The organism is Dyadobacter sp. 3J3, from assembly GCF_009801115.1.
Taxonomy (GTDB): Bacteria; Bacteroidota; Bacteroidia; order Cytophagales; family Spirosomataceae; genus Dyadobacter.
The window spans coordinates 62,709-75,828 of sequence record NZ_VTOL01000012.1; the positions used below are offsets into that span (position 1 = coordinate 62,709).

The 13,120-nt window shown below is 34.9% G+C and carries 12 protein-coding genes; all 12 read left to right on the top strand.

Going from position 1 to position 13,120, the window contains the following annotated elements; genetic code table 11:
- Positions 1–17 precede the first annotated feature (17 nt).
- The 12 genes from FZF08_RS23535 to FZF08_RS23590 all read left to right on the top strand — a co-directional run bounded on the left by FZF08_RS23535 (position 18) and on the right by FZF08_RS23590 (position 13,050).
- Entirely contained in the window at positions 18–1,364 is a 1,347-nt protein-coding gene (locus FZF08_RS23535; RefSeq protein ID WP_159474324.1) for an oligosaccharide flippase family protein, read from the top strand.
- Positions 1,365–1,421: 57 nt separating this feature from the next.
- Positions 1,422–2,246, top strand: coding sequence for a glycosyltransferase (locus FZF08_RS23540; protein WP_159474327.1), 825 nt, complete (start codon positions 1,422–1,424; stop codon positions 2,244–2,246).
- A 49-nt stretch (positions 2,247–2,295) separates the two neighbouring features.
- Complete coding sequence (locus FZF08_RS23545; RefSeq protein ID WP_159474330.1) at positions 2,296–3,282, top strand: EpsG family protein; 987 nt, start codon at positions 2,296–2,298, stop codon at positions 3,280–3,282.
- On the top strand, positions 3,282–4,169 hold the full coding sequence (locus FZF08_RS23550; protein WP_159474333.1) for a glycosyltransferase family 2 protein: 888 nt from the start codon (positions 3,282–3,284) through the stop codon (positions 4,167–4,169). Before FZF08_RS23545 ends, FZF08_RS23550 begins: the two co-directional genes overlap by 1 nt.
- Positions 4,159–4,719 (top strand): DapH/DapD/GlmU-related protein, encoded by a 561-nt coding sequence (locus FZF08_RS32095; RefSeq protein WP_159474336.1) that lies wholly within the window; start codon positions 4,159–4,161, stop codon positions 4,717–4,719. The genes FZF08_RS23550 and FZF08_RS32095 overlap by 11 nt, the downstream gene beginning before the upstream one ends.
- Before the next feature lie 176 nt (positions 4,720–4,895).
- Positions 4,896–5,759, top strand: coding sequence for an alpha-1,2-fucosyltransferase (locus FZF08_RS23560; RefSeq protein WP_159474339.1), 864 nt, complete (start codon positions 4,896–4,898; stop codon positions 5,757–5,759).
- A 104-nt stretch (positions 5,760–5,863) separates the two neighbouring features.
- Entirely contained in the window at positions 5,864–6,565 is a 702-nt protein-coding gene (locus FZF08_RS23565; RefSeq protein ID WP_159474342.1) for a bifunctional 2-polyprenyl-6-hydroxyphenol methylase/3-demethylubiquinol 3-O-methyltransferase UbiG, read from the top strand.
- 312 nt (positions 6,566–6,877) lie between these two features.
- Positions 6,878–7,726 (top strand): glycosyltransferase, encoded by an 849-nt coding sequence (locus tag FZF08_RS23570; protein WP_159474345.1) that lies wholly within the window; start codon positions 6,878–6,880, stop codon positions 7,724–7,726.
- Complete coding sequence (locus FZF08_RS23575; protein ID WP_159474348.1) at positions 7,723–8,805, top strand: glycosyltransferase; 1,083 nt, start codon at positions 7,723–7,725, stop codon at positions 8,803–8,805. The genes FZF08_RS23570 and FZF08_RS23575 overlap by 4 nt, the downstream gene beginning before the upstream one ends.
- Before the next feature lie 262 nt (positions 8,806–9,067).
- Complete coding sequence (locus tag FZF08_RS23580) at positions 9,068–10,069, top strand: sugar transferase (protein WP_159474351.1); 1,002 nt, start codon at positions 9,068–9,070, stop codon at positions 10,067–10,069.
- Positions 10,070–10,115: 46 nt separating this feature from the next.
- Positions 10,116–11,543, top strand: a complete 1,428-nt coding sequence (locus tag FZF08_RS23585) for a capsule assembly Wzi family protein (RefSeq protein WP_159474354.1) — start codon at positions 10,116–10,118, stop codon at positions 11,541–11,543.
- 67 nt (positions 11,544–11,610) lie between these two features.
- Positions 11,611–13,050 (top strand): capsule assembly Wzi family protein, encoded by a 1,440-nt coding sequence (locus FZF08_RS23590; protein WP_159474357.1) that lies wholly within the window; start codon positions 11,611–11,613, stop codon positions 13,048–13,050.
- The last annotated feature ends 70 nt before the right edge of the window (positions 13,051–13,120 follow it).

A 13,120-nucleotide genomic window follows, 5' to 3' on the forward strand; every position in this document is an offset into this window, starting at 1 on the left:
AAGTTTAACGTAATAATTTGAAGAACCGACTCATAAGTATTATTCAAAAACTGGATATAGATAGCTCTATTTTTTGGTCAGTCGTAAATAGGGGACTTGGGGTTATCAGGGCGCCACTTACCATTTTTTTTATTGTAAAATATCTTTCCACTGAGGAACAAGGTACTTGGTATACCTTTACCAGTTTGGGAGCCCTGACGATGTTAGCTGACCTGGGTTTTGCCACAATAACAACACAATTCGTTAGCCATGAATATGCACATTTACGTTTTGAAGGAGACCTAATAGCAGGTGATGACGATCGACTGGATAGGTTTATCGCATTTATTTACTTTTCGGTTAAGTTTTACATTAAGGTCTCACTTGCCGCAATAGCTATTTTGATAGGCGCCGGAGTATTGTATTTCGGACCAGTTGATACCCACTTACTGTTCATCTGGATTGCCTATTCATTTATCGGTGGGCTTGGAATGCTTACGGCAATGTTTCAGGCAATATATCAGGGATTAAATAAGGTTAAAGAGATACATATCAATATTCTGTTCAATAGTTTTCTTGTTACATTTTTCACCTGTTTAACCTTATTTCTTGGGTTCAAAATATGGGCATTGGTGATCGGCATTTTTCTAGGAACCCTTCTTGCCACCATTGGGCTTTTTAGAATGGGCAAGGCATTTTGGACGCAAGTGTATTCATACAGGATAAAAGATAAATATAATTTCTTAGACGAAACATTGAGCTTACAGGTTCGATACGCCGTTTCATTTATTGCCACATACTTAATAGCATTTTTGTACGTCCCTGCTATATATAAATTTGTAGGTGCCAAAGAAGCAGGACAAGTTGGATTAATTATCTCAGTTATGATTGCTCTCTCTTCGGTAGCTTACAGCTGGACACAAACCAAAATTCCGACATTTAATATTCTGGTTTCTCAAAACAAGACCAATGAGTTAGACCTGTTAGTAAAAAAAGCAACAATACAATCGGCATTTGTCTTTATCACTTTATCAATTTTGTTAGTGATTATTGTTAGCGTCATGCCAGCTACTTTTTTGGCTAAATATGCTACACGCATACCCGATATCGAAATAATTATTTTATACATTTTTTCTCAGTTTTCTTTGCTTTTACTTAATAGCCTAACTATTTATCTAAGAGCCTTCAAAAAAGAGCCTCTTATGAACATTCAGGTATTAAGTTCGATACTTTTGTTAATTTCTATTGGGTTTATTTTAAAACGAGGCTTGGGACTATATACTTTTTTACTTTCGGTAAATTTATATTCGTGGGCAATAGTTATGCCATTGGCTTATTTTGTATTTCAGAAAAATAGAAAGCTACTTACTAAGAAACTCATTTAGATTATACTCCTGCATTAGATAATAATAAAAAACTTGATTTATTTTAAATCTATTCATATGTCTGAAACAATTAATAATGGATATTTTGCTCTGAAAAAGTTATTCTATTTCCTAGTATCAATACGTAATTTTTTATTTTCAAATAAGTTAGAAAAAAATCAAATAAAAAATATTCCCATCATTATAAATAACAGAAATAGGTTAACATTTTTAAAGTCTCTCATTGATTTTTTAGAAACCGGAGATTATAGGAACATAATAATTATCGACAACAATTCAAGCTATGAGCCACTTCTGAGCTTCTATGCATCTTGTCCTTATCGCATCATTCGATTAGACAAAAACATGGGCTATAATGCTCTAGAAAAAATTGATCTTTATAATGAAGTGAAAAGTAATTACTACGTTTACACAGACTCTGATGTTGTTCCGGATGCGAACTGTCCAACCGATTTTTTAGACTATTTCTATAAACTGTTAAGACAATATCCTTTGGTGCAAAAGGTGGGGTTTTCGTTAAGGATCGATAACCTACCAGATCATTACAAAGACAAAGATAAAGTGATAAGGTGGGAGTCTCAGTTCTACTTAAAAGAAATAAAGACAAACTTATATAGCGCAAGTATTGATACGACCTTTGCTTTACATCGTCCATTTTCGTACATCAGTAAAAGAGGAATATTTAGTATGATCAGAACAGGTGCACCTTATACCGCTTGGCATATGCCTTGGTATAACGACTCCGATAATTTTAGTAGTGAGGAAGAATACTATATCAATTCCGTAGAAATTGGCACTCATTGGAGTAAGGGACTAAACATAGAGGGGCATACATTACTACAAAAAATGCTGTCAAAATTCAAATCAACCAGGGGACTTTAAATTTATTATGGTCATTACTCTAACAGCATTATTTTGCATCTTTGCCTTCATGAGTACGTCTTCATACTTTGATACAAGAGGCGATCAGCTCAGCAAGATTACATTTCTATTAACGACAGTATTTCTAATATCCTTGGCTGGATTTAGGCCTGCAGGTGTTGATAGAGATTATCTTCAGTACGTTAATTTAATGCTAAATGAGGACCGTCCACAAATGGAGCCAACATTTAAATTTATTTCCTACTGGCTTAAATCAATATTTAGTGACCCGGTTTTGCCATTTTTTTTGATATATGCAATAATTGGTGTTACTCTTAAAGTAATTGCCATCAGGAAAATCTCTAATTTTTTTTTATTGTCTATTGTTGTATATTTTTCATATTCCTTTATACTTCATGACACAACTCAAATCAGAGCAGGAGCCGCGATAGGATTTGCACTTTTAAGTATTACACCACTTTACGAACGCAAATTTTTGCAATTTTTATCATTAATTATCATAGCTACATTATTTCACTATTCGTCATTTGTAATTTTGGTGTTATGGTTTCTAAATCCAAAAAAATTCAACCAGCTATCATACTTGCTACTCCTAATAATTAGTTATTTCGCAGTTTCCTATGCAAAATTCTTCGTTATTTTTATGTTTACCTACTTTCCTGAGGATTTTCAATCTCGAGCTGCTTCCTATGATGGGGATTTTGATTCCACCCTCAATATTTTTAATACTTGGCAGCTGATCAGGTGTGTGCTGTGCGTTGTCTTTATAACTTATGCAAATAAACTGTTACTTTATAATAACTATGCATTCCTTTTAATAAAAATTTATGTGGTGGGTACTGCTATCTATGTACTGTTATCGAGTAACCCTGCTTTCGCAGGGAGAATTAGTGACCTTTTTTTTGCCTTTGATATACTAACACTTCCTATGCTAGTGAATTTGTTCCAATACAAGCCTGCTGGAAAAATCGTTATAATTGGAATTGCCTCTACCTATCTGTTTCTAAATTTATATTATCTCAAAATAATTAGTTAATGGATGTCTCAGTAATCATTGTAAACTATAATACCAGTGCACTTCTAAATGACTGTTTAACATCAGTATACACGAAAACATTAGGCATAAAATTTGAAGTTATTGTCGTTGATAATAATTCTGTCGATGAATCAGTAAGGTCGGTAAGAGAAAATTTTTCAGATGTAAAGCTAATTGAAAGCAAGAAAAACCTAGGCTTTGGTAAAGGAAACAATTTGGGGAATTCAATAGCGAGTGGAAAATATTTATTTTATCTCAATTCAGATACAATTTTGATCAATAATGCAATCAAAATTCTATTTGAATTTATGGAAAAAGAAGATAGTAACAATGTTGCTTGCTGCGGTGGTAATTTGTATCACGAGGATGGAAAACCAAATTTCTCCTATTCTATAAGATTCCCCTCTCTATTTGGTATTATACTATATAGAGCTCATTTATCTTCCTTTTTTGGGCATAGCTCTTTTAATGATACTAGTGTAACAAAAAAAGTAGCAATAGTAATTGGAGCAGACATGATGATATCTAAGGAAAAGTTCGACCTGATCGGTGGATTTGACCCACAATACTTCATGTATGTCGAAGAAGGTGATTTACAGTACCGATTTCACAAAAAAGGGTGGAGCTCAATGTCTGTTCCCGACGCTAAAATCATTCACAAACAAGGTGCATCGTCAGGGAATTTATTCAAGCTTAAGTCTGAAATTAAAAGCTATTTGATCTTCTATCATAAGTTTTTCAACAAACCGACAAGCTCAGCTTACAAGCTAATCGAATTATTTTTTGCCGCATTAAAATACATTGCATTTACAATTATAGGTAAGCGCTCAAAACGAAAAGATTACTGGAACATTATTAAATTTTTAATGGGATCTGATGCAATCTAAAATTCGAAAAATAATCGAAAATCCCATTTTATACCTGGGTATCTTTTTGAGAATATTATATTCTTATATTTCATATCCAATTAATTATCTAATCTTTAGGAAAATTGGATTTGGTACTTATATCTCAATTTCGTCTTCGATTAGAAACGCCAAAAGAATTGATTTAGGTAAATATGTGGAAATAAACTCAAATGTAATTTTATGGCCAAGCAGACTAATTGTTTCCAACCATGTTCAAATTAACCCAGGGACCGCAATTTACGGAGATGTGAAAATAGGAAAATATGTAATGATAGCTCCTAATTGCATGATTGCAGGGGGTAACCATGCTTTTGCCAGAATAGATATTCCTATGATTAAGCAGGGTGCGACGACCAAAGGAATAATTATTGAAGATGACGTATGGATTGGGGCCAATTCCACTATTGTCGATGGCGTGACTATACACCAAGGAGCAATAGTCGCAGCAGGCTCTGTTGTTACCAAAGACGTGACTAGCTACGACATTGTAGCGGGCACTCCGGCTACAAGAATTGGCAGCAGGATATAATCGGGTAATCAATTTAGATACTTAATCAATCGTTTGACCTAAGTATGCTCAGAGTCAAACGATTTGCTTAACACGCAATTATTCTTTTTAGTATGTTCGTATAACTTCTGGTAAAAGACATACGATTATAAAGACAATTTTAAGAACCAATTTTGGCATTATTTAAAGAGGTAACAATGATCATAGTTAAACTTCATGGTGGTCTGGGAAACCAGTTGTTTCAGTATGCATTTGGCTTGAACTTATCATTGAAGTATAAGAGGCAAATGTTTCTTGATGTACAAGATCTAAATTCGAATCAACTTAGAAATATTGAAATTGATAATTTCCAAATCGAAATTCAGCTTGCTACCAAACCACAATTGAGGAAATTTAATAAAAGTAGATATGCCAGAGTTAATTATTACTTAAACAAATTACTTTTAAACGGAAAAAACTATTTTTTTGAGCCAAAGGTAAGCAATAGAATAATAGCTGATGAGATGTGCTATTACTGGGGTTACTGGCAGAAACCACAATTTGTCATAGAAATTGATAAGGAGATACGAAAACTTTTCGTTTTGAAAAGTCCTCTAAGTACACAGGCTAAGGCCTACAAGGACAAAATTCTAAATCTAGATGGAGAGTCTGTATCCATGCATATAAGGAAAACTGACTATTTGCTTCATAAAAATAATTTTCTTTCTTCTTGTGAAGCCCAGTACTACTTCAATTCTATCGAGACAATTCGCAAATTGAGATGTTGTAATCTACATTTTTTTATTTTTTCAGATGATTTTAAATGGGTTCAAGACAACTTAAATTTTCAAGGAATTGATTACACTTTCGTAAATCCAACCGTGCAAAATAGACCATCCGAAGATTTGCATCTAATGTCCATTTGTAATCATAATATTATTGCAAACAGTACTTTTAGCTGGTGGGCCGCATATCTAAATAATTACGAGAATAAAATCACAATTTCCCCAAAATTTTGGTTTTCAGACCATAGCAAGAAAAATTTAAATTTAGAAAATTGGATAGAAATCGAAAATAATTAACGGCCATTTATATATCTGTTTACAGGACCTGATATATAAATAAAAAGTATGCCATTGACATCCAAAATACACAACTATACACAAAACAATAAACTCCAAAAACAATGACCGAAACTCTATACATGGACGGAGACTACCTCAAAAATCATCCAAGCTGGCATACCGAGGACTCTGCCTGGAAAGCTGATAAAATAAAAAAAATATTTTCGAAAAATAAAATTGACCCAAAAAGCATATGTGAAATAGGTTGTGGTGCGGGAGAAATCCTCAATCAGCTTCAAATTTCATTACCAAGTGATTGCGAATTTATAGGATATGATATTTCGGAAGATGCAATAAAATTAGCCAAAAAGAGAGAGAAGGAAAGATTATCCTTTTATCATGGTGACTTACTTGTATCCATGCCTCCAGAAGTTTTCGACGTTCTTCTGATCATCGATGTCTTCGAGCATATTGAGGATTATATGGGTTTTCTGAGAAATTGCAAAAAATTTGGCGGTTACAAAGTACTTCATATACCTTTGGATATGACTGTTCAAAAAATTCTCCGTCCCAAGGTTTTAATGGACGCGAGAAACAATGTTGGACACCTTCATTATTTCACTAAAGAGACGGCTTTGGCAACGTTAGTTGATTCCGGCTACGAAATAATTGACTCATTTTACACTCCATGGGGATTTGAAATGGCACAAAAAACGCTTCTCAAAAAAATATTTCAACTTCCACTCCGATTTTTTTATGCTATCAATCCTGATCTAGCTGTTCGTGTAATGGGCGGCAGTTCACTTATCGTTCTTGCAAAATAGGTATTTTCCAGTGTGTGTATTTTAAAACTTCCCTTGATAAAACATAACCCAATTTCTTAACCCGCTTGTTTGTGGTATGGGTGGCAGACAGACAACGCAACAAAGCGTGTCAGCAGGCGCTTGCTAAATAACGACCGCTTATAAACCAGTATGCTGTTTAATTTACCACGTACTTAAACGCAAGCCACCATGACTAAGCTTTTGGCATTTAATGTGCAATAGGAAAATGGCGCCAAGCAGTGGAAGCTCCTTAACCACAGCAAATAATACTGAAAGAATACGAAATTACAACCGATAAATAAAGTCACATTAATGGATGATGTTTTAGTAACTATAGGAATGCCGGTATTCAATGGAGAAGACTTCATTGAAATGGCGGTTAATTCCATTCTCAATCAGACTTTTAAAAATTTTGAATTAATAATAGCGGATGATGGCAGCACGGATAGTACATACGAAATCCTAAAATCATTTAATGATGATAGAATTGTCATTATTAAAGATGGCAAAAATATGAAGGCCCCATATAGATTAAACCAGATGGTAAGTATTGCAAGGGGAAAATATTTTGCCCGAATGGATGCAGATGATGTAATGTTCCCGGATCGTATTAAAATACAAGTTAATGAGTTTGAAAACCATAACATAGATCTTCTACATGGGGATGCAATAAGCATTAATAATAATGGGAACGTGTTAGGATACAAATTTTCCAAACCAGCGAAGTCAAAAAAGAACATTTTAGATGGATTAGTACCAATGCACCCGACAGTGATGGCAAAAACAAGCGTCCTAAGGAATAATCCGTATAAAGGGGAATATTCTCCAATGGAGGATTTGGAGCTATGGTATCGTCTAATAGACAATTGTATTTTTAAAAACATGAATACACCTGTTTTATTTTACCGGGAAGCTAGCACTCCCAATTCTCTAAAACACAAAAAATTCATTAAACACTTTGAGCGTTTTGCCGACGAACATGATTTGTCTTTCATGTCAAAACAGTATCTGGTACTCTTATCACGAATCAAATATTTTACCTTTAGGGTTTTAGAAATGGGAAATATGGCTGAGATATTACTGAAACAGCGATCTAGCAGAATGTCAGATGACGATATAAAAAAATACGAGACAATTTTAAACCTGGCCACTAACCGATGAAAATCTTTCACGTCATCACCTTGGCCGATTTAGGAGGTGCTCAATCGGTTGTTATCAATCTTGCAAACGAGTCGATTCAAGACGGGCATGATGTTATTGTTGTTTCCGAGCAAGATGGGCCAATGTGGGAAGTATTGGACGAGCGAGTAGTAAAAATCCGAATTCCCGAGCTTCAGCGGGCTGTGAGTCCTGTAAAAGAAATATTAGTAGTCCAAAAGCTTAAACAGCTTTATCGGCAATTTGAGCCAGATGTGGTTCATTTGCATTCATCCAAAGTTGGTATTTTAGGTAGGCTGGCTTTTCCATCTAAAAAAATCGTCTACACTATTCATGGCTTCGATTCTATAAGGCTGGCTTATAAAATTTTTTTGCCGTTGGAAAAAGTGTTAAAAAACCGAGCAAAATTTATTGTAGCAGTTAGCCATTATGATCTCAAAAACTTAAAACAGGAAGGTATTGAAGACAACGCAGTAAACATATATAATGGTATTACCGACTGGCCTAACTTACAAAAGACTGATGAGATAGATCTAACCTTTGAAAGGCTAAAAAAAATAAAGGAATCCTGCTTTGTGGTCCTTAGTATAGCTCGCCTAAGTAAACCAAAGAGGTTTGACCTCTTTTGCGAACTTGCCGAGTCTTGCGAACACAAAAGAAATATTAAATTTGTGTGGATTGGCAATAGCTACACCCCACAGAATATACCGCCGAATGTTATCTGTTTGGGAGAAATTAAAAATGCACATATCTATCTACCTTTGTGTGATGTTTTTCTTTTAGCCTCGGACTATGAAGGTATGCCCATGTCTATTTTAGAAGCAATGGCCTATGAAAAACCTGTGTTAGCGTCCAATGTAGGGGGTATTTCGGAAGTATTAGACGGAACTAATGGATTTGCAATAGAAAATACAGTTAGTGCTTTTAAAGAAAAAATACTAGCTTTTGAAGACGGATCTTTGCATTACCATTCATTCTCTAAGGCTGCAAGAAAGTCGTTCGAAGACAAATTTACGGCTACTGTAATGTATCAAAATTATAGAGAACTATATAATATCTTAATTGCCGAAGTGCTAAAATGAAAAAAACCTCGGAGTGAATTAATTATAATCTGAATCCTCCTAATGTTAGCTTAATTAGCACAAATAAGTATGGTTTAAACGAAAGAAAGCACTTCAAATCAAGGAATTACTTTTTTATTATCATAAATTAAACCATATCAAAAAAATATAACTTGCTAATATTAAAATCTAACCACCCTTATTTTTCTTATTTACAATATTTTTGTATAAACTTGTAGTTAAAACACACAACTATCACTCATACACACATCTATCTTCGCATATGAAGAAAACGTATACAGCGCATCATACATGCATTCATCGTTTACGCAGTAAGACTGCGACTACTAATGAGGTACTCATTATCACCAGCTATGATTATTTTCTTCATAAGTATGATCTGGCACTCTTATTAAAAAATTATCAGGAAATTATACTTATACCTCAGTCAACAGATGACGACTTTCTATTAAGTAATGAAGTTAGCCCTCTTCTGGATAAGTTTGAGAAAATTCATCTGGTCGCCAACCCGCAATATGATAACAGATATCATGTTATTTATGAACTGGTCGTGAGAAGGAATAAATCAATTAAAATAAGTACGGTATATGACTTTTGTGAATCCAAATTAAAAAAAGTCTACATTCCAGATAATATTATCGAATCAAACCCAAATATTAGCTCCTTGTTAAATTTTGGAAGAAGAGTACGTTATCCAAAAAAAATAATTGACGTTACTATTTCGGCAACATTGTTCCTTATTAGCCTACCACTTTGGATTATGAGCTATTTCAGGATAAAAATGGAATCTCCTGGACCCGTTTTTTATTTTCAGGAAAGGGTTGGCATGGCTAACAAACATTTTGGATGTATTAAGTTCAGATCTATGCGATTAGATGCGGAAATTAATGGAGCAAGTTTTTCAAGAAAAAAGGATCAACGTATATTTTCTTACGGATCCTTCATGCGTGCCAGCAGGATCGACGAACTTCCTCAAATTATTAATATTTTCCGTAGAGATATTTCCTTGATTGGCCCAAGACCGGAGAGGCCTGTATTCACTGAAACTTTCGATGAAATAATTCCTTATTACAACATCAGACACAATGTAAAACCTGGTATTACCGGATATGCCCAGGTTATGTACCCCTATGGTGCTGGTGTTCGTGATGCTCGTCATAAATTGATGTATGATCTTTATTACATCAAGAACTGGAGTATACAGCTTGAACTTAAAATAATAATGTTAACGATTTGGGTAATATTAGGCAGGAAAGGGCTTTAATATTTATTTTGATAACAGCTAATTTCAAATCTTGCCTACCTTTCCAATGAGGAAAATACCAATACTTAAATTTCTTTTATTTTTTGTTTTAAGTATTGGTATAAACTATGCACAAGATTCAACATTAACTTATTCTTTTAGTCTGCTTGCTTCCGGGGCAAACAACAATACTCCATATTGGTTACAATCAAACCAATATGGAGCCATTCCAAAAAATGGCTCATTTGTTTCAGGGCAATATGGAATTCACAAAATTTATAACCCCGGAAATCCTCGTTTATTTCAATGGTCAGGTGGAGCGGAGTTGATTACTAATGCTAGTAAATTCAGCTCAGTCTTTTTTACGGATTTGTATTTGGCGGGAAAAGCGGGACCGCTAGAAATAAGTATTGGGCAGCGTAGGGAATCAATGGGAATAACGGATAGTACCCTAACATCAGGTTCCCTGGCGATGTCGCAAAATGCTCGTCCTTATCCTAAAATACAAATATCTACACCCAATTTTGTAAATATTATTCCTTTAAATGACATCATTTCGTTCAAGTTTTCATATTCTGATGGCTTATTAGGCTCTTCCCATATTAATTACGGCAATGTGAGCCAAATTCCGGATACCTACATGCACCAAAAATCTCTTTATTTGAGACTGGGAGGCCTAAGTCATAAGATCAGCCTGTATGCCGGATTCAATCATCAAGCTATGTGGGGTGGAGAAGAAAAAATATTTACCGGTGGTTTAAAAACTCCAGAGGCCTATAAATATGTAATTTTGGGAAAACCCTGGGCAGGCAGCAGGGTAGGAAATCATTTTGGAACGATAGACATGGCAGCGGAATGGAGAGGCAATGTCTGGAATGTTTTCTTTTATCGTCAAAGTATTTATGAAGACGGTTCGCTTGCAAAACTTACCAATATTGCTGACGGCCTTAATGGACTAAGAATAAGAAGAAAATATATTGATAAAAAAGATCTTTCCTTTAAACTGAACTCAATCTTAGCTGAGTTTGTGTACACCAAAGAGCAAGGGGGTAACACTTTCGACTTTGATAAAGGAATTTTTGGCAGAGACAACTACTTTAACCATTACATTTATGCACAAGGCTGGTCGTATAAAGGAAGAGCCCTCGGTACACCCTTGATAGGTCCACAGAACATGTACCGGGATAATATTATCCGGGATAATGCTAACTTTACTGCCAATAATAGAATAATTGCATTTCACCTTGGTTTGAAAGCATCCTGGAAGAAGGTTGATTTATTATTTAAAGGCACTTTTTCCCAGAATTTCGGAACTTACAATTTACCATTTCCATCGGCTCTTAATCAAACATCATTAATAATTCGCGCAGAAAGACCAATTTCTATTTGGAATAAAAGTCTTTTAAGTATAAGTTTAGCAGCGGATAAAGGTAAATTATATACAAACAATTCTGCTCTTACCATAGGATGGAGAAAAGTAGGTTTTCTCCATTAACCTTGACCTTCCTTAAAAGTAATATTAAAAGATATTTTAGGTCATTAAATACCTATATTCCAATTCGATGCGTAATTGCTTTTTTATCAGTTTTCTTTTTTTTACCGCATTGCTATCGCAGGCTCAAGACTCTACTTTCCAATATAAAGCTTCTCTTTCTCTGGCTGGTTCTACCGCCCGGTCACCTTTTTGGATGCGTACCAACCAGAACGGTGCGATCCCTTTGAATGGGACTTTTGTAAGCGGTCAATGGGCGGCATACAAAATTTACAACCCAAACAACCCTAGAATTTTTCAGTGGTCTGCAGGTGCCGAATTAATTACCAACTATGGAAAATCAGGATTAGGGAAAAACGGAGATTATTTCCTAACTGATTTATATGTCGCTGGCAAAATTGGGCCGGTGGAGTTTTTAGCGGGCCAGAAAAAGTCGATGACGGGGTTGGTAGATACAGTGCTTACTTCTGGCTCCCTGGCAGTATCCGGTAACGCCAGACCTATACCTGGTTTTAAAATTTCAATTCCCGTTTTCCTGCCAATAGGTTTTACAAACGATTTGATTTCAGTTAAAGCTTCATATTCTGACGGTAGATTAGGAGGTAGTCAAATTTCTTATGGAAGTACCAGTTATGTACCAAACACTTACTTTCATCAAAAATCAATTTACTTTCGGATTGGACGTACCGATAATAAACTCAAAATTTATACTGGCATTAATCACCAAGCAATTTGGGGTGGTGAAAGTGAGATTGCACCAGTTAATCATCTCAGCACACTTAAAGCCTACTGGTATGTAATTTCGGGAAAAACACTGGATTATAGAAAAGTTGGTACCCATTTCGGAACAATAGATATTGCCGGAGAATGGAAAGGCAGCAACTGGAATTACTTTTTATACAGACAAAATATCTATGACACAGGCTCATTATTTAAAGTTAATAATATTGTTGACGGACTGAATGGAATAAGCCTAAAACGCAGCAAACCACTTAGCAAAAATGAAACTTATTTTGCTATCAATTCTTTGTTGTTCGAAGTAATAGGAACACAAAATCAAACCAACAATGCTCCTCTTTCGGGACTTGCCATTTTTGAGAAAGGTGATTATTTCAATTCTTACCTTTACGGCCGCGGTTGGTCCTATCATGGCGCCTCCATAGGAACCCCATTAATTTCAGGCCAAAATTTAACAGATAGTGATCTCCCACGTAACAAAACAAAATTTACAAATAATAACAGAACTTGGGCTTTTCATTCAGGACTAACAGCAAGTTGGTTAAATACCAATTTTCTTTTCAAGGGCACCTATTCACGAAATTTCGGAACATATATCAATCTATTTGACACTGTAAAACATCAGGTTTCAGTTCAGTTAAGTGCAGAGAAAAAAATGAAATTTCTAAGAAACGGGAGTTTTATTGCCAGTTTTTATTCCGATATTGGCAAACTTTATCCTAATTCATCAGGTGCATTAATCGGCTATCGCAAAAGCGGTATGTTTTGGTAGTGTATTAAGTATCGGTTTTTAAGCGTTAGAAAAAAAGTTTTTATACCCAACCCTCTCTTTAATCTTGATT